Raw genomic sequence first — 21,645 nt, 5'->3', positions numbered from 1 at the left:
GTCGCCGTCATCGCGAGCAAGCTCGCTCCCACAGGGGATCTGCTGCGAACGCCAATCTTGTGCCCGATGCAACACCGTTGTAGGAGCGAGCTTGCTCGCGATGGCGGCGACGCTGTCGCCCTATCGATAAACCCCATCCTTCCCATGCCCAGCCATAGCCCGATTGCTGCGCAGGCTGATCATCGACTTGATATCGATCCATTCGATGCCCTGGGCCTTGAGCTTGGGTAGCTCGCGTTCGAGTACCGCCAGGGTCTGCGGATAGGGATGGCCGATCATCACGGCCGAGCCTTGTCGGCGGGCCAGGTCGATGGCGGTTTGCAGCTGTTGGGCGATGGCGGTTTCGGTGCGCTCGTCGTCCAGGAACACGTCCCGCGACACACTGGCGAGGCCGATCTTTTGCGCTTCGGCGGCGGCGACCGTCTGGGCGCTGGTGCGGCTGTCGACGAAAAACTTGTGGCGCTGCTGCAAGTTCGCCATCAGCCACGCCATGGCCTCGGGCTGGGCGGTCATGCGGCTGCCCATGTGGTTGTTGATCCCGCTGGTGTAGGGCACGGCTGCGAACGCGGCGTCGAGGCGCTTGCCCAGTTCTTCGATGGACAGTTCCGGATGCCAGGCGAACGGCCCGGTGGCCGGGTCCATGGGCATGTGCAGCATGACCAGCTTGCCGGCGCGATGGGCTTCCCGGGCGAATTCGGCGGCGTGAGGGGTGTCAGGCATGATCGCCGCGGTGACCGGGCCGGGGAGGGCCAGGACCCGGCGGTCCCGGGGCAGGCTTTGCCCCAGGTCGTCGATGATCAGGCTCAGGTACGCCTTGTGCGGCGAAGAGGGCGTGGCAGGCGCCGCGTTAACGGCCCCCGCCAGCAGGCACAGCAGGATGAAGGTGAAACGCAGGCCCATCTCAGCGACCGGACGTGATGTTCAACCCTTTGAGCAAGCTCAAGGCCTGGGCCAACTGATAGTCGTCATCCTGGGGCATTGGCTTGGCCTTGGCGCCGGAACCGGTCGGTTTGTCGGCGCCGCCGTTGCCGTTGCCCAGGTGACCTTGCAGGTCGGCTTCCTTGAAGTATTCGCTGTCCTGCTCGTTGGTGATCTTGGCCTTGCGCACTTCGATGTCCGGGACAATGCCCTGGGCCTGGATGGAACGGCCGTTGGGCGTGAAGTACAGCGCGGTGGTGATCTTCAGGGCACGGTCGTTGTTCAGTGGCAACACGGTCTGTACCGAACCCTTGCCGAAACTGGTGGTGCCCATGACCACGCCGCGCTTCTGGTCCTGCAGGGCGCCGGCGACGATTTCCGAGGCCGAAGCGCTGCCGCCGTTGATCAGCACCACCAATGGCACGGCTTCGCTCAAGTCGTTGCCAGTGGCCGAGAAGCGCAGCTCGGAATTGGCGATACGGCCCTTGGTGTAGACGATCAGGCCCTTGGTGATGAAGTGATCCACCACTTCCACGGCCGATTGCAGCACGCCGCCGGGGTTGTTGCGCAGGTCCAGGACCAGGCCGTTGAGTTTCTTGCCGTTGTCCTTGCGCATCTTGGCCAGGGCCTTGGCGACTTCTTCGCCGGTCTTGACCTGGAACTGGGTGATGCGGATATAGCCGTAGCCCGACTCCAGCAACTGGCTTTTCACGCTCTTGACCTGGATGACCGCCCGCGTGAGGGTTACGTCGAACGGTGTGCCACCGTCGCGTACCAGGGTCAGGGTGATCTTCTGGCCGATCTTGCCGCGCATCTTGTCCACGGCTTCGGTCATGCTCTGGCCGCGGGTCGGTTGGCCGTTGATCTTGACGATGAAGTCACCGGCCTGGATGCCGGCCTTGGAAGCAGGGGTGTCGTCGATTGGCGAGACCACCTTGACGAAGCCGTCTTCGCTGCCGACCTCGATGCCCAGGCCGCCAAACTCGCCGCTGGTGCTTTCCTGCAGCTCGGCGAAATCTTCCGGGCCCAGGTAGGCGGAGTGCGGGTCAAGGTTGCTGAGCATGCCTTTGATGGCGTTCTCCAGCAGCATCTTGTCATCCACCGGTTCCACATAGGCGGCCTTGATCCGGTCCATGACCTCGGCAAAGGTGCGCAGTTCGTCCAGTGGCAGCGGCGCCTTGGTGGTTGCGGCCGTGGCGACGGGGGCCGACGGGGCCGGTTCGGCGGCAAAAGCCAGGGGCGCACCGATCACGAGGGCGATCGTCAGGGCCAGCGAGGTAAGGCGGGACAAATGCAGCATGTCGAACGAACTCCTTAATAGGATGGGCGCGCTTATCCTTGCGCACGACACCATTGGGCCGGGTCACTGGGGCGACCCTGCTGACGAATAGCGAAATACAGTGCTGGCGTATCCTGCCCGCCACTGTTACCGACCGTGGAGATGGACTCTCCGGCCTTGACCACGTCGCCCGCCGACTTGAGCAGCGTCTGGTTGTGGCCGTAGAGGCTCAAGTAACCGTTGCCGTGATCGAGGATCACCAGCAGGCCGGCACCGCGCAACCAGTCGGCGAATACCACGCGCCCGCCATGCACGGCATGTACCTGGCTGCCAGCCGAGGCGCTGATCATCACCCCGTCCCACTTGGTGCGGGTGTCATCGCCGCGGGTTTCACCGAAGCGCGCAAGCAATCGACCATTGACCGGCCATGGAAGTTTGCCTCGGGCTGAAGCAAAAGCGCCGCCAAAGGTTTCGCCGTCACTGGAAACCAGTGCGCCGGAGCTGGATTTTGCCGGTTTGCGCGGTGCATCGCCGGCGTCTGCGTCGGCCTGGGCTTCACGCAAACGCTTTTTTTCGGCTTCCTGCTGGGCGATCAGCGCTTTCTGGCGCGCTTCTTCCGCCTCTCGGGCCTGGCGGGCCAGGGTCTCTTCGATGGTTTTCAACACATTGGCCAGTTCGGCCTGGTCCTGCTCGCGGGCCTTGAGCTTGCTGTCGCGGGCCTTCACGTCGTCATTGAGCTTGGCCAGGGCCACCTGGCGTTCCTTGCGAACCTTCTCGAGCTCTTCGCGCTGGGTGTCGAGGCTGCTTTTCTGCACCAGCAACTGGGCCTGCTGCAGCTCGATGTCTTTTTCGACATTGGCCAGCTGACGCAAGGTTTCATTGAAGCTCTTGAGTTGTTCCAGGCGTGCCTGGCTCAGGTAATCGTAATAGGTGAGGGTACGGGCGAATTTCTCGGGGTTTTGCTGGTTGAGCAGCAGCTTGAGGTATTCCTGGCGACCGTTCTGGTAGGCGGCCCGGGCCTGGATGGCGATCAGTTTTTGCTGTTCAGTGCGCGCGCCCTGGAGTTTTTTTTTCTCTCCATCGAGCCGTTGCAGCTCGGATTCGCTTTTCTTCAGCTCTTTCTGCAGGGCCTCGACCTGCTTCTCCAGCTTGCCCATCTCGGTTTCGGTGCCGCGCAGGTCTTTCTGCACGCTGGATTTCTCTTCCTGCAGCTTGCCCAGCAGCTTTTTCAGCTCGGCAATGTCCTGGCGCGTGGCTTCCAACTGCTGTTGGGTTTGCGCGCGCTCGTCGGCAAAGGCCGGTTGGAGCAAGCAGGTCAGAGCGAGGGCTATCAGGACGCGAAGCATAGAGGCGGGCGACACCAGGGAAAGGGACGGCCTAGTATGCCCGGCCCACGCTGCAAAAAAAACGCCCATTTGGGGCTGTGTGATAACTGGCCTGAAAACACTGCCGACCAATGTGGGAGCGGGCTTGCTCGCGAATGGGGCTGCCAGTCGACATTTATGTGTCTGGTCTACCGCATTCGCGAGCAAGCCCGCTCCCACAGGGTATGTGTTTCGTCAGACCAGGATCGAAGTCCCGGTCATTTCCGCCGGTTTTTCCATGCCCAGCAACATCAGCATGGTCGGCGCCACGTCAGCCAGCACGCCACCTTCGCGGACCTTGAAGTCCCGCTTGCCGACATAGATGAACGGCACCGGTTCGGTGGTGTGGGCGGTGTGGGCCTGGCCGGTGGATTCGTCGGACATCTGCTCGACGTTGCCGTGGTCGGCCGTGATCAGTGCTTCGCCGCCGACCTTTTCCAGGGCCTCGACGATGCGGCCAACGCAGGTGTCCAGGCATTCCACGGCCTTGACCGCCGCCTCGAACACGCCGCTGTGGCCTACCATGTCGCCGTTGGCGTAGTTGACCACGATCACGTCGTAACGCTGGTTCTCAATGGCGTCGACGATGCGGTCGGTCACTTCCGGTGCGCTCATCTCCGGTTGCAGGTCGTAGGTGGCGACTTTCGGCGAGGGGATCAGGATGCGTTCTTCGCCCGGGAAGGGTTCTTCACGGCCGCCGGAGAAAAAGAACGTCACGTGGGCGTACTTTTCGGTCTCGGCGATGCGCAGTTGGGTCTTGCCGTTTTTCGCCAGGTAATCGCCCAGCACGTTTTCCAGGCTGCCGGCGGCGAAGGCCGAAGGTGCGGGAATGCTGGCGGCGTATTGGGTCAGCATCACGAAACCGGCCAGTTTTGGTTGGCGGGCACGCTCGAATTCCTTGAAATCGTCTTCGACGAACACGCGGGTCAGCTCGCGGGCGCGGTCGGCACGGAAGTTCATGAATACCACGGCGTCGCCGTCTTCGACTTTGACCGGTTCGCCAATGGTGGTGGCCTTGACGAACTCATCGCTTTCGCCGCGCTCGTAGGCGGCTTGCAGGCCTTCCTGGGCGGTGGCGGCGTTGAATTCGGCGCTGCCGTCGACGATCAGGTTGTAGGCCTGAGCCACGCGGTCCCAACGGTTGTCACGGTCCATGGCGAAGTAGCGACCGACGAGGCTGGCGATGCGCCCCTTGCCGAGGGCCTGGAACGTTGCGTCCAGCAGCTCTATCGACGAGGTGGCGCTTTTCGGCGGGGTGTCGCGGCCATCGAGGAACGCGTGCAGGTAGATCTTCTCGGCGCCGCGCTTGGCAGCCAGCTCGGCCATGGCGATCAGGTGGTCCTGGTGGCTGTGCACGCCACCGTCGGACAGCAGGCCCATGAAGTGCACGGCCTTGCCGGCGGCCACGGCCTTATCCACGGCGGCGCAGATGGTCGGGTTTTCGAAGAACTCGCCGTCGCGGATCGATTTGGTCACGCGGGTGAAGTCCTGGTACACCACGCGGCCTGCGCCGAGGTTCATGTGGCCGACTTCGGAGTTGCCCATTTGCCCGTCCGGCAGGCCGACGTCCATGCCGCTGCCGGAGATCAGGCCGTTGGGCACGGTGGCCCACAGGCGGTCCAGTACAGGCTTGTTGGCCGAATACACGGCGTTGGATTCGTGGCTGTCACTGTGACCGAAGCCGTCGAGAATCATCAGGACCAAAGGTTTAGGCGTGGTAGTCATGGAATCCACTCGTGGCGGGTTAAAAGAAGACGATGGAAAAGGGACGGGCAGTTTAAAGGTAAGTTCCGGCGGCGTCACCGCCGGGCGGGGTTTGGCCGGCCTTGCGTGCTGTGTATACTGGCCGACATTTTAACGCCCTGGAACCTCCTTCGATGGTTGCTCATCTGATTCAATTTGCCACTAACCACTACATTCTCGTCGGTATCTTCGTCGTGCTGCTGGCGTTACTGGTTGCCCACACGATGCAGGGCGGCGGTCGCAGCCTGAGCACTGGGGAGCTGACCGCACTGGTCAACAAGGATGCCGGCCTGGTGGTGGACATCCGCCCGAGCAAGGATTACGCCGCCGGTCACATTGTCGGGGCGGTGAACATTCCCCAGGACAAACTGATGGCGCGGATCGGCGAGCTGGAAAAACACAAGGCCAAGACGCTGATCCTGGTGGACGCCCAAGGCCAGCACGCCGGCACCCACGCCCGTGAGCTGATGAAGTCCGGTTTCACCGCCGCCAAGCTGTCCGGCGGCGTTGCCAGCTGGAAAGCCGACAATCTGCCCCTGGTGAAGTGAAATGCCCCACGTTGTTGTCTATTCCAGCGATTACTGCCCCTATTGCTCCAGAGCCAAGTTCCTGCTCCAGAACAAAGGCGTGGCCTTCGAAGAGATCAAGGTCGACGGCAAGCCGCAACTGCGCGCCGAAATGACCCAGAAGGCCGGGCGCTCGTCCGTGCCGCAGATCTGGATCGGCAGCACCCATGTGGGCGGTTGCGACGATCTGTATGCCCTGGAGCGCGCCGGCAAGCTCGACGTGCTGCTCAAGGCCTGAATTCCCACTAAAGAACCTGAAAGTAAGAAGGATCTGCGATGACTGACCAACAGAACACAGCTGCCAGCGAAGAAGAAGCCGCACCGCAATTCTCCTTGCAGCGCATTTATGTACGTGACCTGTCCTTCGAAGCCCCGAAAAGCCCGGCGATCTTTCGCCAGCAGTGGGAGCCGAGCGTAGGCCTGGACCTGAACACCCGTCAGAAAGCCCTGGAAGATGACTTCCACGAAGTGGTGCTGACCCTGTCGGTCACCGTCAAGAACGGTGACGAAGTGGCGTTCATCGCTGAAGTGCAACAGGCCGGGATCTTCCTGATCAAGAACCTGGATGCTCCTTCGATGAGCCACACCCTGGGCGCGTTCTGCCCGAACATCCTGTTCCCTTACGCCCGGGAAACCCTGGACAGCCTGGTGACCCGCGGCTCGTTCCCGGCCCTGATGCTGGCGCCGGTGAACTTCGATGCGCTGTATGCGCAGGAACTGCAGCGTATGCAACAAGAAGGCGGCGCGACCGTTCAGTAATCCGGTCTGGCGTTGACGCAAGTCCAATGTGGGAGCGGGCTTGCTCGCGAATAGGGAGTGCCAGTTGACATCGATGTCGCCTGACACACCGCTTTCGCGAGCAAGCCCGCTCCCACATTTGTTATGAGGTGTTATTGAAAGCCGTTCTGCCGCCACGCCTCATAAACCGCCACCGCCACGGTATTGGACAGGTTCAGGCTGCGGCAGCCTTCGCGCATTGGCAGGCGCAGGCGTTGCTCGGCGGGCAGGGCGTCCAGTACGTCGGCCGGCAGGCCACGGCTTTCCGGGCCGAACAGGAACGCGTCACCGGCGGCGAAGCTGGCGTCATGGAACGGCCGCGAACCCTTGGTAGTAAAGGCGAACAGACGCGGATGCCCGAGGCTCTCCAGGCAACTGGCGAGGTCGGCGTGGCGCTGCAAAGTGGCATACTCGTGGTAGTCGAGGCCGGCGCGGCGCAGGCGCTTGTCGTCCATGTCGAAGCCCAGCGGTTCGATCAAATGCAGGTGGCAGCCGCTGTTGGCGCACAGCCTGATGACGTTGCCGGTATTCGGCGGAATTTCCGGTTGAAAAAGGATGACGTGAAACATGCACGGCTCCGCAGATAAAGATGAGCGGCATTCTACGCCGCAAACCGACCGACGTTCGAAGCTAATGCCTCGGGTGATGGGCTCTTTGGCGATCTTCGGCATGATGGTCGGGCTGATGATCGGGCGCCTGACCACGCCTGACCCGAGCGTCTTGCAACAGATTGAGGTGACAGGCGGAACGCTTGTGGCCTGGTTCAACAACGAACCCAAGCTCCATGGTGAAATTGTCGACGGTTCAGTGGCGCTGCTGTTCCAAGCAGAAGGCCGACCACAGAAGGGCCAGCTCAAGCTCAACGGCAAGGATGTGAATTGGCGGGTGCGTTTGAGTGACGAGGGGTTGTTGCTGACACTGGTGGCGGCGCGTCCATTGCGAGGGGAGTGGGCCGGCAGCGAAGTGGATGATCGCTGGCGGCTGGAGGTCCGTCTCCAGGAGCAATAAAAGAGGGAATCCCCGGCCTGCCTGTACCAAGGTCCCCAAAACGGGAGGGCTCGCGGTTGGCGCACAGCCCTGGTGTAAAGAAGGGAAACCTTGACCTGCCTGTATCAAGGCCCCCAAAACAGTGGGCTCGTTGAGCCCGGTATAAAAGGGGGAATCCCCGGCCTGCCTGTACCAAGGTCCCCGAAACTGGGTAGTGATCTAGCTGTTGCAGGGGGCGTGCCAGTTTTAAGTTATTTGTCACAAAAACGCTTTCTATGACGCAAAAGCCCCGTATTCCGGGGCTTTTGCTTTATACAGGCTGGATTTTCGGGTTGGATCGAGGGGGTCAGATTCGCCAGATGTGCGCACTTGCGGTTCACGGTGCATTGGCGCGGTGCATATGCACCGGGTTCCGGCCAGGGTGCCCAGATTGCGGTCGACGCAGTTTTATTGTGGGAGCGGGCTTGCTCGCGAAGGTGGCGTGTCAGTTCACATCAAAGTCGACTGATACACCGCCTTCGCGAGCAAGCCCGCTCCCACAGGTTGCGCGCCAAGACCAAGCCATGTGTTCAGCGAAGAGCTAAGGCCTTTCAGCCCTCATCGCCGTCATCATCATCCCCACCATCGACCTTCATCCCCAATTCCTTGATCTTGCGGGTCAAGGTATTGCGGCCCCAGCCCAGCAGCACGGCGGCGTCACGGCGGCGGCCGGCGGTGTGCTTGAGGGCGGTTTCGATCATGATCCGCTCGAAGGCCGGTACCGCGCTGTCCAACAGGCTCGACTGACCGCGGGCCAGGGCCTGGTCGGCCCACTGGCGCAGGGCTTGCTCCCAGTTGGTCACGGGGGCTGAATCCTGGGGCAGGCTTAGCAGTTCCGGCGGCAGGTCGCTGATGTGCACTTCGCGACCCGAAGCCATCACCGTGATCCAGCGGCAGGTGTTTTCCAACTGGCGCACGTTGCCCGGCCACGGCAGGTTCTTGAGGTATTCCTCGGTTTCGCTCTTGAGCAACTTGGGCTCGACCGCCAGTTCCTGGGCCGCGCGGCTGAGGAAGTGCCGGGCCAGGGTCGGGATGTCTTCGCGACGATCCGCCAGGCGCGGGATATGAATACGGATGACGTTCAGGCGGTGGAACAAGTCCTCACGGAATTTGCCGGCGTGAACCAGGGTTTCCAGGTTCTGGTGGGTCGCGGCGATGATGCGCACGTCCACCTTGACCGGCGTATGGCCACCGACCCGATAGAACTCGCCATCGGCCAGCACGCGCAACAAGCGGGTCTGGGTGTCGGCCGGCATGTCGCCGATTTCATCGAGGAACAACGTGCCGCCGTCGGCTTGCTCGAAGCGCCCGCGCCGCAGGTTGGCCGCGCCGGTGAAGGCACCTTTTTCGTGGCCGAACAGCTCGGACTCCATCAAGTCCTTGGGAATGGCCGCCATGTTCAGCGCGATGAACGGCGACGCCGCCCGTGGGCTGTGGCGGTGCAGGGCATGGGCCACCAGTTCCTTACCGGTGCCCGACTCGCCGTTGATCAGCACGGTGATGTTGGAGTGGCTCAAGCGCCCGATGGCGCGAAACACTTCCTGCATCGCCGGCGCTTCGCCGATGATTTCCGGGGTGCGGGCCAGGGCCGGCACCTCTTCCATGCCTTGTTGTTCCTGGGCGTGCTGGTTGGCGCGCTTGACCAGCGATACGGCTTCGTCGACGTCAAATGGCTTGGGCAGGTATTCGAAAGCGCCGCCCTGGTAGGACGCCACGGCGCTGTCCAGGTCTGAATGGGCAGTCATGATGATCACCGGCAGCCGCGGATGCTGCTCGCGAATCCGCGCCAACAGGTCCAGGCCGCTGGCGCCGGGCATGCGGATGTCGGAGATGATGACGTCCGGTTGCTGACGCGCCAGGCGACTCATCACCCCATCGGCGCTGTCGAAGCTCTGGGTGGTCATGCCTTCCTGTTGCAAGGCTTTTTCCAGGACCCAACGGATAGAACGGTCGTCATCGACGATCCACACGGTTTCACTACGGCTCATGTCGATGTGGCTCCTTGTTCCAGTGGCAGGAAGATCGAGAAGGTGGTGTGGCCGGGGTGGCTCTCACATTCGATCAAGCCCTGATGCTGACTGATGATGTTCTGGGTAATGGCCAGGCCCAGCCCGGTACCGTCCGGACGGCCGCTGACCATGGGAAAAAAGATGGTTTCCTGCAGTTCGGCAGGGATGCCCGGGCCGTTGTCGATGATTTCGATCTTGGTCACCAGGCGATGGCGCACGTGGCCGATGGTGAACTGGCGCATGGCGCGGGTACGCAGGCTGATGCGACCCAGGCGCAGTTCATTCTGGCTGCTGATGGCCTGCATCGCGTTGCGCACGATGTTCAGCACCGCCTGGATCATCTGCTCGCGGTCGATCAAGACGTCGGGAATGCTCGGGTCATAGTCGCGCACCAAAGTGATGCAACCCTGGCTTTCCGCTTCCACCAGGCTGCTGACGCGCTCCAACACTTCATGGACGTTGCACATCGCCAGGGACGGCAGCTTGTTCGAGCCGAGCATGCGGTCCACCAGGTTCCGCAGGCGGTCGGCTTCCTCGATGATGACGTTGGTGTAGTCCTTGAGGCTTTCTTCCGGGAGTTCGCGGGCGAGCAACTGTGCCGCGCCGCGTATTCCGCCGAGAGGGTTCTTGATCTCGTGGGCCAGGCCGCGTACCAGCATCTTGCTGGTTTCCTGCTTGGACAATTGCGCCTCTTCCTTGGTGATGCGCAGCAAGCGATCACGCGGGTGGACTTCCAGCAGCAACAAGGTGGCGCCATTGTTCAGGATCGGCGTGACCGCATAATCCACGGTCAGGGTCTGGCCGGTCAGGGCGGTGAGCATCGCCTCGCGCTTGGTGAACGGGTGAGCCTGCTCCACCGCTTGGCGCAGGGAATTGAGCGCTTCGGCGGATTCGGTGAATAACTCGCTGATGAACTGCCCGTGACTGCGCTGGCCGCTGACGGCCAGGAGCATCTCCGCCGCCGGGTTCATGTACTCGAGGCGCAGTTCGGCGTCGAGCAGGATGGTCGCGGTGGTGAGGTTGTCGAGCAGCAAGCGGTGTAGTGCGTCGCTAATGGTCATCAGGACCTCTTTTGGAGCGTAGCAACTCGGGACCGGTCCCAAATTGCGCGCGCGATTAATGCGCTGTCGCAAGGAAAATGCAAAAACCAAACCAAGGCTCCGAAAAGAAGCGTTTAGAGCCTCAAAAGGGTGTTTTTCGGTCGGTTGCGTGGCGTTCTGCCAGCTTTTTCGGGTACTTTCGAACCAAAATGGGTTTTGCAGCTGGGTAGCGTGCAAGCTATTGCACCAATATAGTGCGCCGGCGTGGGAGGTGTTAGAAGAACGGCAAGATGCTGCTTTTTTCTTCTTCAGGCTTTTCGGCGAGAGGGCACTCGGGACGTTGACCGTAATCGGCCGTGGCGCAGGGCTTGATGCGGCGCTTCTGCGCCAGGGACATGCGCTGCATGTGGAAGGGCTGGTTGGCGGTGCGTTCGACGATACGGTCCTGCTCGTCGAGGATTTCGACCGCTAGGTGATGGGTGCCTCGATCGATGTTGCTCAAGGCGAACACCGGGCTCGGCCCCGGCGCGCCCGTTGGTTTGCCGTCGAGCAACAGGCGGTAGCGATGGCCTTTTTTCAGGCCTGGTTCGCTGGTGACGCTGACGATCAATTCGCCTGCGGTGCTGCGTATCGTCGCGTCCGGCTCGGGAATCAACAGCCTGAGCATTTCGTAATGAAACAACGGTTCGGGCCGGGCTTCGGTCACGGGCGCCGAGGTTGTACCCGTGGGCGGCGCCGGCATCCGGTTGCCGGGTGGCAGTTGGACTTTCTTTGCATTGCCGGGGCGTGGCTGATCGGTGAACACGCGATTGCCCTGGGCATCGATGTAGGTGTAGACCTGCGCCACGCCGGGCATCGCCGTCAGCGCCAGGCCCAGCGCGAGCAGCCAGCGGATCATGGCTGGTGCACACGTTGGACGGTGAAGGTGACGGTTTCGCTTTGCTGCACGAGGTTGTCGCCGTCGATGACCTGAACCGCCAGGCTGTGCTCGCCCCGATCAATATTCACCAATTGCAGGCGCGGCACGTTGCTCGGCTGGCCGTAGGGCTGCCCGTCCAGCAGCAACCGGAACAGATGCGGGCTGCGCAGGCGCGGTTGAGCGTGCACGCCAATGGTGAAGGTGCCGTTGTTGGCGCGTAGGGCTTCGTCGGTGGGGATGTCGGTCAGTTCCAGGATTTCGTAGGCATCGCGCGGCTTTTCGCTGCTGGCGGGAGGCGTTGGTGTGTCCGGGCTGGCCGGAGACTGGCGTTCGATGCTGTTGAGCGGCGGCAATTCCACCGTCTGGGCCGGGACGCCTTGGGGCGGCTGGTTGCTGTAGGCGGTATTGCCCTCGGCGTCGGTGTACTTGTAGATCTGCGCGGTGGCGGGCAGTGCCAACAGCAACAACAGGATGATTGAAAAACCACGCCCCATAAAATCGACCGAAAACTGAAAGTGTTGAGTTGCAGCATAGGTCAGGGAGGGGCATTGGCCCAAGTTGTTGCGCGCAATGCCTGTGGGAGCGGGCTTGCTCGCGAAAGCGGTGTGTCAGTCACTTGGATGTTGGTGTACTGGCCTCTTCGCGAGCAAGCCCGCTCCCACATTGGAGCGGTGTCGTTTGCCTCAGGCTTTTGGGGAGATACACAACTCTGCGGTCGCTCGAATCAGGGCGAGCCGGTGTACCGGGTGCTGCTTGTTGTGGTGGGTGGCACGGGCCAGCCATTGCGGGCACTGCGGATCGGTGCGGTAGGGGGCGAAGTCGGCCAGTTGTTGCAGCAGGCGTTTCTGCAGGCGGTCGAGCTGCGGGCGGATCTGCCCCACCAGGTCCGGGCGCGGGAGGTCCGGGGCCTTGCCGTCCAGGGCCCAGTCGGACAAGTTGATGTACTGCACCATTTTGTTGGCTTCTATCTGGGCGGCAAAAAACGCTTCCACGGTTTCGCTGCTCAGTTTATAGGCCGGTGCCTGGGCGACGGCGGCGGTGATGACTTCACGCTCGCGCTGGCGGTCCTCTACGGGTTTTCCACTGTCCCATTTACTCAGCGCCACTTGATCGGCGATGGCCAGGCGTTCACCAATGGCGTTAAGCAACGGAGTCAGTGCCTCGGGGGCGGGAGTCGAGGTCGAGGCGGCTCCGGCGGTGGAGGCCAGCAGCGCGGCAGACAGGGCAAGGCAGAGCTTGAAGCGCAAAGTCATGGGCAGTCTCGTCTTCTAGGGGGGGGGCGACGGGGCATCATGCACGTAATCGGCGCCCACAAAAAAGGCCTCCCGAGGGAGGCCTTTCTTTATTTCACGCCGTGCGTGGCGGCGCTACCGGATCAGCAGCTGTAGTACAGCTCATATTCCAGTGGGTGTACGAAGGTGCGAACCTTGATTTCTTCTTCGCTTTTCAGTGCGATGTAAGCGTCGATGAAGTCATCGCTGAATACGCCGCCTTTGGTCAGGAACGCACGGCCCTTGTCCAGCTCTTCCAAGGCTTCTTTCAGGCTGCCACATACCTGTGGGATTTCCTTGGCCTCTTCAGGCGGCAGGTCATACAGGTTTTTGTCCGCAGCATCGCCAGGGTGGATCTTGTTCTGGATACCGTCCAGGCCGGCCATCATCAGTGCAGCGAAGGCCAGGTACGGGTTGGCAGCCGGATCCGGGAAGCGTGCTTCGATACGGCGGGCTTTCGGGCTGTTCACGTAAGGAATACGGATCGAGGCGGAACGGTTGCGAGCCGAGTAGGCCAGCATGACCGGGGCTTCGAAGCCTGGTACCAGACGCTTGTAGGAGTTGGTCGACGGGTTGGTGAAGCCGTTCAGGGCCTTACCGTGCTTGATGATGCCGCCGATGAAGTACAGGGCGGTGTCCGACAGGCCGGCATAGCCTTCGCCTGCGAAGGTGTTCTTGCCGTCTTTGGAGATCGACATGTGAACGTGCATGCCCGAACCGTTGTCGCCGTACAGAGGCTTCGGCATGAAGGTCGCGGTGCGGCCGTAGGCGTCAGCAACGTTGTGTACGCAGTACTTGAGGGTCTGTACTTCGTCAGCCTTCTTGACCAGCGTGTTGAATTTCACGCCGATTTCGTTCTGGCCGGCAGTCGCCACTTCGTGGTGGTGAACTTCGACGGTCTGGCCCATTTCTTCCAGTGCGTTGCACATGGAAGTACGGATTTCGTGGTCGAAGTCGAACGGTGGAACCGGGAAGTAACCGCCTTTGATGCCTGGACGGTGGCCTTTGTTGCCGCCTTCCACGTCCTGGTCGGACATCCACGAACCTTGTTCGGAGAAGATCTTGAACATGGAACCGGAGATATCGGACTTGAACTTGACCGAGTCGAAGATGAAGAACTCAGGCTCAGGGCCGAAGAAAGCGGTGTCGCCGATACCGGTGGACTTCAGGTATTCCTCGGCGCGGTGGGCGATGGCGCGTGGGTCGCGGTCATAGCCTTGCATGGTCGAAGGTTCGATGATGTCGCAGACCAGGATCAGGGTCGGCTCTTCGGTGAACGGGTCCAGGACGGCGGTTTCGTCGTCCGGCATCAGGATCATGTCGGAGGCTTCGATGCCTTTCCAGCCAGAGATGGAGGAGCCGTCGAACATTTTCCCGATTTCAAAGAATTCGTCGTCCAGCGCATCACGGGCCGGCATGGTCACGTGATGTTGAGTACCTTTGGTGTCAGTGAAGCGCAGATCAATCCACTTGACGTCATGATCTTTGATGAGTTGAACCGACTTCGACATATGTCCTCCGGGTGGCTTCGGGCGGGTAGTGGAGTGCCCTTAGATATGGGTGATGCCGGCGCGAATACTCTGCCAAGGCAACCTGCCTCACAAGGGAGCAAATTGCATGCCAGTGCCCCAGCATGGGTTTTTTGCACCAAATCCACGCTTTTAAAGGCGTAAATCAAAGATTGTCAGACAATAACGCACTGCAATGTGGCGTCCTCAATCGATAATGACCTGTTTTGGTGCATGCAAAACCATCTGCACATTAACTGGTTAAACCTTGAGCAATTTCCGCTATAATCCGCGCCCCCCTTTTTCGGCTGGCCGTTCGCGCGCTGTTTTCATGAAACTAATCGTAAAAGTCTTCCCCGAGATCACCATCAAGAGCCGCCCGGTACGGATGCGTTTCATCCGCCAGTTGGCCAAGAACATCCGTGCCGTGCTCCGAGACCTGGATCCGGCCGTGGTGGTGAATGGCGTGTGGGACAACCTCGAGCTGGAAACCCGTGTCAGCGAACCCAAGCTCCTGAAGGAAATGACCGAGCGCCTGAGTTGCATGCCGGGCATCGCGCATTTTCTGCAAGTCGATGAATACCCGCTGGGGGATTTCGACGACATCCTCGCCAAATGCATGCTCCATTATGGTGACGCACTGGCCGGCAAGATCTTTTCGGTGCGTTGCAAGCGCGCAGGCAAGCACGCGTTCAGCTCGATGGATGTGGAGAAGTTCGTCGGCAGCCAGTTGCGCCGGCAATGCGGTGCGGCCGGTATTTCGTTGAAAGACCCGGAAATCGAAGTGCGCATCGAAATTCGCGACCAGCGGCTGTTCGTGATCCACAGCCAGCACAACAGCATTGGCGGTTATCCGCTGGGTTCGCTGGAGCAGACCCTGGTGCTGATGTCCGGTGGCTTCGACTCCACGGTGGCCGCCTACCAGATCATGCGTCGCGGGTTGATGAGCCATTTCTGCTTCTTCAACCTCGGCGGGCGTGCCCATGAACTGGGCGTGATGGAGGTGGCGCACTTCATCTGGAAGAAGTACGGCAGCTCCCAACGCGTGTTATTTGTGAGTGTGCCTTTCGAGGAAGTCCTGGGCGAGATTCTCGGCAAAGTCGATAACAGTCATATGGGCGTCATTTTGAAGCGTATGATGTTGCGCGCCGCTTCACGAATTGCCGACCGCCTGCAAATCGATGCGTTGGTGACCGGCGAGGCGATCTCCCAGGTGTCGAGCCAGACGTTGCCGAACCTGTCGGTGATCGACTGCGTGACCGAGAAGCTGGTCTTGCGTCCACTGATCGCCAGCCACAAGCAGGACATCATCGACCAGGCCAACGAAATCGGTACCGCCGAGTTTGCCCGGCACATGCCGGAATACTGCGGCGTCATCTCGGTCAATCCGAAGACGGCGGCCAAGCGCGGGCGGGTGGAGCACGAAGAGAAAGAATTCGACATGGCGGTGCTCGAGCGAGCGCTCGAAAACGCCAGGCTGGTGCCGATCGATCGCGTCATCGACGAATTGGGCCAGGACATCAAGATTGAAGAAGTCGGCGAAGCGCTGGCCGGTCAGATCATCATCGACATCCGTCACCCGGATGACGCTGAAGACGACCCGCTGAGTGTCGCCGGCATCGAGGTAAAAACGATGCCGTTCTATGCCGTGAACGCGCGTTTCAAGGAACTGGACCCTACTCGCCAGTACCTGCTGTATTGCGACAAAGGCGTGATGAGTCGCCTGCATGCCCACCATTTGCTCAGTGAGGGGCATGCCAATGTGCGCGTTTATCGACCGAGCTAAGTGCCCGGGGCTGTTTGCCTGTGGCCTGCGTCACCGGCCCCCCGACGCCGCCGACAGGCTGTAACGGCTTTGTCGGACTCAACGTAAATCGCTGCCACGACCTGTCAGCACACCGAATCCTCTGATCGAGATACACAAGTGATCGAAAATCTACGCAACATCGCCATCATTGCTCACGTTGACCATGGTAAGACCACCCTGGTAGACAAACTCTTGCGTCAATCCGGCACCCTGGAGCGCAACGAGCTCAACGACGAGCGCGTGATGGACTCCAACGACCAGGAAAAAGAGCGCGGTATTACCATCCTGGCGAAAAACACCGCCATCAACTGGAACGGCTACCACATCAACATCGTGGACACCCCGGGTCACGCCGACTTCGGTGGTGAAGTAGAGCGCGTGATGTCGATGGTCGACTCCGTGCTGCTGCTGGTTGACGCTCAAGACGGCCCTATGCCGCAAACCCGTTTCGTGACCAAGAAGGCGTTCGAAGCCGGCCTGCGTCCGATCGTGGTCATCAACAAGGTTGACCGTCCAGGCGCGCGTCCGGACTGGGTTCTGGATCAGATCTTCGACCTGTTCGACAACCTGGGTGCCACCGAAGAACAGCTGGACTTCAAAGTCGTCTACGCCTCGGCCCTGAACGGCATCGCCGGTCTGGACCACACCGCCATGGCTGAAGACATGACCCCGCTGTACCAGTCGATCGTCGACGACGTACCAGCGCCGAAAGTCGACCGTGACGGTCCGTTCCAGATGCAGATCTCGGCACTGGACTACAACAGCTTCCTGGGTGTGATCGGCGTTGGCCGTATCGCCCGTGGTCGCATCAAGCCGAACACCCCGGTGGTTGCCATCGACGCCGACGGCAAGAAGCGCAACGGTCGTATCCTCAAGCTGATGGGTCACCACGGCCTGCACCGCATCGACGTTGAAGAAGCAGCGGCCGGCGACATCGTCTGCGTCAGCGGCTTCGAGCAACTGTTCATCTCCGACACCCTGTGCGACCCACTGAACGTCGAAGCGATGAAGCCGTTGACCGTCGACGAGCCAACCGTTTCCATGACCTTCCAGGTCAACGACTCGCCATTCTGCGGTAAAGAAGGCAAGTTCGTGACCAGCCGTAACATCAAGGAACGCCTGGACAAAGAGCTGCTGTACAACGTTGCCCTGCGCGTTGAAGAAGGCGACTCGGCCGACAAGTTCAAGGTTTCCGGCCGTGGTGAGCTGCACCTCTCGGTACTGATCGAAACCATGCGTCGCGAAGGCTTCGAAATGGGCGTGGGTCGTCCTGAAGTGATCATCCGCATGGTTGATGGCGTCAAGCACGAACCGTACGAAAACGTGACCATCGACCTGCCGGAAGAATCCCAGGGCGCGATCATGGAGCAAATGGGCCTGCGTAAAGGCGACCTGACCAACATGGTTCCGGATGGCAAGGGCCGTGTGCGCCTTGAGTACAACATCCCGGCCCGTGGTCTGATCGGTTTCCGTAACGAGTTCCTGACCCTGACCTCCGGTGGCGGTATCCTGACCTCGATCTTCGATCGTTACGACGTGATGAAGTCCGGCGACATGTCCGGCCGTCAGAACGGCGTGCTGGTATCGGTTGCGACCGGCAAGGCCCTGACCTACTCGCTGGAAACCCTGCAAGCGCGCGGCAAGCTGTTCGTCGAGCACGGCCAGGATATCTACGAAGGTCAAATCGTCGGCCTGAACAGCCGCGACAACGACCTGGGCGTGAACCCGACCAAAGGCAAGAAGCTCGACAACATGCGTGCTTCGGGCAAGGACGAAACCATCGCCCTGGTTCCGCCGGTCAAGTTCACCCTGGAGCAAGCGCTGGAGTTCGTGCAGGAAGACGAACTGTGCGAAGTGACGCCTAAGTCGATTCGCCTGCGTAAGAAAATCCTTGGCGAAAGCGAGCGTACCCGCGCTGCCAAGAAAAGCGGCAACTGAGTTTCGACTTAGTTAGCGGCTAAAAAAACGCCCCTGATTGTGAGATCAGGGGCGTTTTTTTATGCCTGGGATTTGTGCGGTGCTTGTCAGGGCCCCTTCGCGAGCAAGCCCGCTCCCACAATGGATTTTCAGTGGACACAGACTTTGTGTCCGACATAGTTCCACTGTGGGAGCGGGCTTGCTCGCGAAGGCGATCGGCCAAACGCCGCAGAAACTAGCAGCCGATCAGAATTTGTCCAGCGTCCGCGGATTCCGCTCGCGCTCCACTTCCTTGGGCTTGTAGGCACAATACCCCGGCCGTGGCCCAATCCGCGGATGGTTGCGGCAGGTGTCCGGGCGCTTCTCGTAAATGGTGCACAACCGGCTCTTGCGGTCCAGATAAAGGCAATCGTTGTTGCTCATGCGCTGGAGCGTGAAAATTTCCGACTTCTGGTTGTAGCGCTCGACGATCCCTTCCTTTTGCAGGCGCTTGGCGATGTTCTTCGGCGGATCGCCCAGTTCGAACTCATCGACGATGCCGATGCGGATCAGGTCCTTGATCTTGGCTTCCACCGGCAGTGTGCAGCAGCTCGACACGCAGGAACCGCACATCGGGGCGGAGTACTTGGCCCAGGTATCGAGTCGGTCGATCTCCGCGGCGGCGATCAGGTTGGGCTTCATCATCACGGTTTACCAGCATGCATCAGGGCGCGCGATCATACCGGGACTGGTGAAATTTTGAACGACCATCCGCCGGTTTTTTTTCATTCGGGACAAACCGCTCCTGGACCGGCACGGCCCCTGCATTCATTCGCTTATCCGGCAATTCTCTGACGACGATTCTCCGTCACAGGGAAAAACCACCGAACCAGAGCCTGTGCCGTCTGTCAGACCGACTAGGCTCAGACAATTCCATGCTCGTTCGAGGTCTCATCAATGACTCAAGAACCACTTGTTCGCGAAGCTGAAGTCGCGGCATTTCGCGACGCCGTGTTGACCAAACTCACTTATGCCGTCGGCAAGGACCCGGATCATGCGTTTGATCACGATTGGTTCGAAGCCATTGCCCTCGCCGCCCGCGACCACATGGTCGAACACTGGATGGACCACACGCGGCAGATCTACCGCAAGGGCCAGAAGCGCGTCTATTACCTCTCCCTGGAATTTCTCATCGGTCGCTTGCTCTACGACAGCCTGAGCAACCTCGGCCTGCTGGACACCGCGCGGGAGGCCCTGACCGAGCTGGGCGTGGACCTGGAGCGCATCCGCCTGCTCGAACCCGATGCGGCGCTGGGCAACGGTGGCCTTGGCCGCTTGGCGGCGTGCTTCATGGAAAGCATGTCCACACTGGGCATCGCCGGCCATGGCTATGGGATTCGTTATGAACACGGCCTGTTTCGCCAGGCCATCGTCGACGGCTGGCAGCAGGAACAGACCGAGCATTGGCTGGATTTCGGCAACCCGTGGGAGTTCGAGCGGCCAGAGGTGGTCTACCCGATCGGCTTCGGCGGCAGCGTCGAGACCGTGACCGACGACACCGGCAAGACCCGACAAGTCTGGTCCCCGGCCGAAACCGTGCGGGCCATCGCCTATGACACCCCCGTGGTGGGTTGGCGCGGTGCCAGCGTCAATACCCTGCGCCTGTGGCGCGCCCGGGCCGTGGAAGACCTGCACCTGGAGCGCTTCAACGCCGGCGACCACTTGGGCGCCGTGGCGGAAGTGGCCCGGGCCGAAAGTATTTCCCGCGTGCTGTACCCGGCCGACAGCACCGAAGCCGGCCAGGAACTGCGCCTGCGCCAGGAGTATTTCTTTGTCGCCGCCTCGTTGCAGGACTTGCTGCGCCGCCATCGCAACATGCACACCTCGGTGCTGACTCTGGGCGATCACGCGGCGATCCAGCTCAACGACACACACCCGTCCATCGCCGTGGCCGAGCTGATGCGGCAATTGGTGGACGTCTATGACGTGGCCTGGGATGCGGCCTGGCAGATCACCCAGGACACGCTGTCCTACACCAACCACACGCTGCTGCCCGAAGCCCTGGAGACCTGGCCGGTGGGGCTGATGGAGCGCATGTTGCCCCGGCACATGCAGATCATCTACCTGATCAACGCCCAGCACATCGATTCGCTGCGGGCCAAAGGCGTGCACGATTTCGACGTGCTGCGCTCGGTTTCGCTGATCGAAGAAGACAACGGTCGCCGGGTGCGCATGGGTAACCTGGCGTTCCTCGGTTCCCACAGCGTCAACGGCGTGTCCGGGCTGCACACCCAACTGATGCGCAGCACGGTGTTCTCCGAGCTGCACAAACTCTATCCGAATCGGATCAACAACAAGACCAACGGCATCACCTTCCGCCGCTGGTTGTTCCAGGCCAACGCCGAATTGACTTCGATGATGGTCGACGCCCTCGGCCCGAGTGTGCTCGACAACCCCGAGGAGCGGCTGATCGAGCTGGAACCGTTCGCCGACAAGCCGGCGTTTCGCAAGCAGTTCGCCGAGCAGCGCCTGCACAGCAAGAAAGCCCTGGCTTACCTGATCCACGAGCGACTGGGCATCGCCGTCAACCCGGCGGCGATGTTCGACGTGCAGGTCAAGCGGATCCACGAGTACAAGCGCCAGTTGCTCAACCTGATGCACACCGTGGCGCTGTACCAGGCGATTCGTGCCGAGCCGGAAGTGGATTGGGTGCCGCGGGTGAAGATTTTCGCCGGCAAGGCCGCCGCCAGTTATCACCAGGCCAAACTGATCATCAAGCTGACCAACGACATCGCCCGGGTGGTGAACAACGACCCGACCGTGCGTGGTTTGCTCAAGGTAGTGTTCCTGCCCAACTACAATGTCAGTCTGGCCGAAAGCATCATCCCGGCGGCGGACCTGTCGGAGCAGATTTCCACGGCCGGCTTCGAAGCGTCGGGCACCAGCAACATGAAGTTCGGCCTCAACGGCGCGCTGACCATCGGTACCATGGACGGCGCCAACGTGGAGATGCATGAGCGCGTCGGCGGTGAGCACATGTTCATTTTCGGCCTGACGGCTGAGCAAGTGGAAGCGCGCAAGCAAAACGGTGAGTTCAGCGCTGCGCCGGACATCGCCGCCTCCCATCGCCTGAACGATGTATTGCAGGCGATACGGGGCGGGGTGTTCTCGCCGGATGATCCGATGCGCTACGCCGGGCTTGTCGACTCGTTGGTGGACTACGACCGCTTCCTGGTGTGCGCCGATTTCGACGCCTACTGGAGCGCCCAGGCCAAGGTCGAAGAGCGTTGGCATGACTCCAAGCAATGGTGGCGTTCGGCGGTGCTCAACACCGCTCGCATGGGCTGGTTCTCCTCGGACCGGACCATCCGTGAATACGCCACCGACATCTGGAAAGCCCTGGAGTAGCATTTGCTGCAAGAAATGTGAGCGAAGCCCAACGGCGATTGGGCTTCGTCGATATACTAGGCGCCAGTTTCGCCGGGCTGTGCGGCCGGACTCTGTCATTGGCAGCGCCAACAT

The 21,645-nt window shown here is 61.0% G+C and carries 19 protein-coding genes; 7 read left to right on the top strand and 12 right to left on the bottom strand.

The window, feature by feature from the left end; genetic code table 11:
• Positions 1–120: 120 nt before the first annotated feature.
• The 4 genes from BT125_RS12930 to gpmI all read right to left on the bottom strand — a co-directional run bounded on the left by BT125_RS12930 (position 121) and on the right by gpmI (position 5,286).
• On the bottom strand, positions 121–900 hold the full coding sequence (locus tag BT125_RS12930; RefSeq protein WP_072407461.1) for a divergent polysaccharide deacetylase family protein: 780 nt from the start codon (positions 898–900) through the stop codon (positions 121–123).
• A 1-nt stretch (position 901) separates the two neighbouring features.
• Positions 902–2,218: a S41 family peptidase gene (locus tag BT125_RS12925; protein ID WP_072407459.1), complete on the bottom strand. Its 1,317-nt coding sequence runs from the start codon at positions 2,216–2,218 to the stop codon at positions 902–904.
• Between the two features lie 32 nt (positions 2,219–2,250).
• A complete protein-coding gene (locus tag BT125_RS12920; protein WP_072407457.1) occupies positions 2,251–3,543 on the bottom strand; it encodes a murein hydrolase activator EnvC family protein in 1,293 nt (430 codons plus the stop codon).
• A gap of 213 nt (positions 3,544–3,756) precedes the next feature.
• On the bottom strand, positions 3,757–5,286 hold the full coding sequence (gpmI, locus tag BT125_RS12915) for a 2,3-bisphosphoglycerate-independent phosphoglycerate mutase (protein WP_072407455.1): 1,530 nt from the start codon (positions 5,284–5,286) through the stop codon (positions 3,757–3,759).
• A 152-nt stretch (positions 5,287–5,438) separates the two neighbouring features.
• On the opposite strand from gpmI, the gene BT125_RS12910 reads away from it, so the two are divergent.
• From BT125_RS12910 to secB, 3 genes are read left to right on the top strand one after another with little or no spacing between them, the layout of a single operon-like run.
• Complete coding sequence (locus tag BT125_RS12910; RefSeq protein WP_060739607.1) at positions 5,439–5,852, top strand: rhodanese-like domain-containing protein; 414 nt, start codon at positions 5,439–5,441, stop codon at positions 5,850–5,852.
• 1 nt (position 5,853) lies between these two features.
• Positions 5,854–6,108 carry a glutaredoxin 3 gene (gene grxC / locus BT125_RS12905; RefSeq protein ID WP_072407453.1) on the top strand — a complete coding sequence of 85 codons (255 nt, stop codon included), beginning with the start codon at positions 5,854–5,856 and terminating at the stop codon, positions 6,106–6,108.
• Positions 6,109–6,146: 38 nt separating this feature from the next.
• A complete protein-coding gene (gene secB, locus BT125_RS12900) occupies positions 6,147–6,629 on the top strand; it encodes a protein-export chaperone SecB (RefSeq protein WP_060739605.1) in 483 nt (160 codons plus the stop codon).
• Positions 6,630–6,760: 131 nt separating this feature from the next.
• Here the strand turns inward: secB and trmL are convergent, their stop codons facing one another.
• Positions 6,761–7,216: a tRNA (uridine(34)/cytosine(34)/5-carboxymethylaminomethyluridine(34)-2'-O)-methyltransferase TrmL gene (gene trmL / locus BT125_RS12895; protein WP_072407451.1), complete on the bottom strand. Its 456-nt coding sequence runs from the start codon at positions 7,214–7,216 to the stop codon at positions 6,761–6,763.
• Between trmL and BT125_RS12890 the strand changes: the two genes are divergently transcribed.
• Positions 7,215–7,655 carry a hypothetical protein gene (locus BT125_RS12890; RefSeq protein ID WP_072407449.1) on the top strand — a complete coding sequence of 147 codons (441 nt, stop codon included), beginning with the start codon at positions 7,215–7,217 and terminating at the stop codon, positions 7,653–7,655. The genes trmL and BT125_RS12890 overlap by 2 nt on opposite strands.
• A 569-nt stretch (positions 7,656–8,224) precedes the next feature.
• On the opposite strand, the gene ntrC is transcribed toward BT125_RS12890, so the two are convergent.
• From ntrC to glnA, 6 genes are all read right to left on the bottom strand, one after another.
• Positions 8,225–9,661, bottom strand: a complete 1,437-nt coding sequence (gene ntrC / locus BT125_RS12885) for a nitrogen regulation protein NR(I) (RefSeq protein ID WP_060739603.1) — start codon at positions 9,659–9,661, stop codon at positions 8,225–8,227.
• Positions 9,658–10,743, bottom strand: a complete 1,086-nt coding sequence (gene glnL, locus BT125_RS12880) for a nitrogen regulation protein NR(II) (protein WP_053117539.1) — start codon at positions 10,741–10,743, stop codon at positions 9,658–9,660. Before glnL ends, ntrC begins: the two co-directional genes overlap by 4 nt.
• 253 nt (positions 10,744–10,996) lie before the next feature.
• Positions 10,997–11,620, bottom strand: a complete 624-nt coding sequence (locus tag BT125_RS12875) for a DUF4124 domain-containing protein (protein ID WP_072407447.1) — start codon at positions 11,618–11,620, stop codon at positions 10,997–10,999.
• Positions 11,617–12,135 carry a DUF4124 domain-containing protein gene (locus BT125_RS12870; RefSeq protein ID WP_072407445.1) on the bottom strand — a complete coding sequence of 173 codons (519 nt, stop codon included), beginning with the start codon at positions 12,133–12,135 and terminating at the stop codon, positions 11,617–11,619. The genes BT125_RS12875 and BT125_RS12870 overlap by 4 nt, the downstream gene beginning before the upstream one ends.
• A 189-nt stretch (positions 12,136–12,324) precedes the next feature.
• Positions 12,325–12,894: a chorismate mutase gene (locus tag BT125_RS12865; RefSeq protein ID WP_072407443.1), complete on the bottom strand. Its 570-nt coding sequence runs from the start codon at positions 12,892–12,894 to the stop codon at positions 12,325–12,327.
• A 122-nt stretch (positions 12,895–13,016) separates the two neighbouring features.
• Positions 13,017–14,423 (bottom strand): type I glutamate--ammonia ligase, encoded by a 1,407-nt coding sequence (glnA, locus tag BT125_RS12860; protein ID WP_014336114.1) that lies wholly within the window; start codon positions 14,421–14,423, stop codon positions 13,017–13,019.
• Between the two features lie 328 nt (positions 14,424–14,751).
• On the opposite strand from glnA, the gene thiI reads away from it, so the two are divergent.
• A complete protein-coding gene (gene thiI / locus BT125_RS12850) occupies positions 14,752–16,206 on the top strand; it encodes a tRNA uracil 4-sulfurtransferase ThiI (protein WP_060739599.1) in 1,455 nt (484 codons plus the stop codon).
• Positions 16,207–16,344: 138 nt separating this feature from the next.
• A complete protein-coding gene (typA, locus tag BT125_RS12845; protein WP_072407441.1) occupies positions 16,345–18,165 on the top strand; it encodes a translational GTPase TypA in 1,821 nt (606 codons plus the stop codon).
• Between the two features lie 225 nt (positions 18,166–18,390).
• On the opposite strand, the gene BT125_RS12840 is transcribed toward typA, so the two are convergent.
• On the bottom strand, positions 18,391–18,828 hold the full coding sequence (locus BT125_RS12840) for a YkgJ family cysteine cluster protein (protein ID WP_025211360.1): 438 nt from the start codon (positions 18,826–18,828) through the stop codon (positions 18,391–18,393).
• 252 nt (positions 18,829–19,080) lie between these two features.
• Here BT125_RS12840 and BT125_RS12835 point away from each other — a divergent pair, with 252 nt between their 5' ends.
• Positions 19,081–21,531 (top strand): glycogen/starch/alpha-glucan phosphorylase, encoded by a 2,451-nt coding sequence (locus BT125_RS12835; RefSeq protein WP_072407439.1) that lies wholly within the window; start codon positions 19,081–19,083, stop codon positions 21,529–21,531.
• The last annotated feature ends 114 nt before the right edge of the window (positions 21,532–21,645 follow it).

It is taken from the genome of Pseudomonas sp. NFACC04-2, from assembly GCF_900119265.1.
Taxonomy (GTDB): Bacteria; Pseudomonadota; Gammaproteobacteria; order Pseudomonadales; family Pseudomonadaceae; genus Aquipseudomonas; species Aquipseudomonas fluorescens_AA.
This window is presented reverse-complemented; position numbering and strand designations above follow the sequence as displayed.

Coding starts and splice junctions, on each gene's coding strand:
- BT125_RS12890 (WP_072407449.1), top strand. CDS start 7,215: ATGCACGGCTCCGCAGATAAAGATGAGCGGCATTCTACGCCGCAAACC.
- BT125_RS12875 (WP_072407447.1), bottom strand. CDS start 11,620: ATGATCCGCTGGCTGCTCGCGCTGGGCCTGGCGCTGACGGCGATGCCC.
- secB (WP_060739605.1), top strand. CDS start 6,147: ATGACTGACCAACAGAACACAGCTGCCAGCGAAGAAGAAGCCGCACCG.
- BT125_RS12930 (WP_072407461.1), bottom strand. CDS start 900: ATGGGCCTGCGTTTCACCTTCATCCTGCTGTGCCTGCTGGCGGGGGCC.
- gpmI (WP_072407455.1), bottom strand. CDS start 5,286: ATGACTACCACGCCTAAACCTTTGGTCCTGATGATTCTCGACGGCTTC.
- BT125_RS12910 (WP_060739607.1), top strand. CDS start 5,439: ATGGTTGCTCATCTGATTCAATTTGCCACTAACCACTACATTCTCGTC.
- glnA (WP_014336114.1), bottom strand. CDS start 14,423: ATGTCGAAGTCGGTTCAACTCATCAAAGATCATGACGTCAAGTGGATT.
- grxC (WP_072407453.1), top strand. CDS start 5,854: ATGCCCCACGTTGTTGTCTATTCCAGCGATTACTGCCCCTATTGCTCC.
- BT125_RS12835 (WP_072407439.1), top strand. CDS start 19,081: ATGACTCAAGAACCACTTGTTCGCGAAGCTGAAGTCGCGGCATTTCGC.
- BT125_RS12870 (WP_072407445.1), bottom strand. CDS start 12,135: ATGGGGCGTGGTTTTTCAATCATCCTGTTGTTGCTGTTGGCACTGCCC.
- BT125_RS12840 (WP_025211360.1), bottom strand. CDS start 18,828: ATGATGAAGCCCAACCTGATCGCCGCCGCGGAGATCGACCGACTCGAT.
- ntrC (WP_060739603.1), bottom strand. CDS start 9,661: ATGAGCCGTAGTGAAACCGTGTGGATCGTCGATGACGACCGTTCTATC.
- trmL (WP_072407451.1), bottom strand. CDS start 7,216: ATGTTTCACGTCATCCTTTTTCAACCGGAAATTCCGCCGAATACCGGC.
- BT125_RS12925 (WP_072407459.1), bottom strand. CDS start 2,218: ATGCTGCATTTGTCCCGCCTTACCTCGCTGGCCCTGACGATCGCCCTC.
- BT125_RS12920 (WP_072407457.1), bottom strand. CDS start 3,543: ATGCTTCGCGTCCTGATAGCCCTCGCTCTGACCTGCTTGCTCCAACCG.
- glnL (WP_053117539.1), bottom strand. CDS start 10,743: ATGACCATTAGCGACGCACTACACCGCTTGCTGCTCGACAACCTCACC.
- thiI (WP_060739599.1), top strand. CDS start 14,752: ATGAAACTAATCGTAAAAGTCTTCCCCGAGATCACCATCAAGAGCCGC.
- BT125_RS12865 (WP_072407443.1), bottom strand. CDS start 12,894: ATGACTTTGCGCTTCAAGCTCTGCCTTGCCCTGTCTGCCGCGCTGCTG.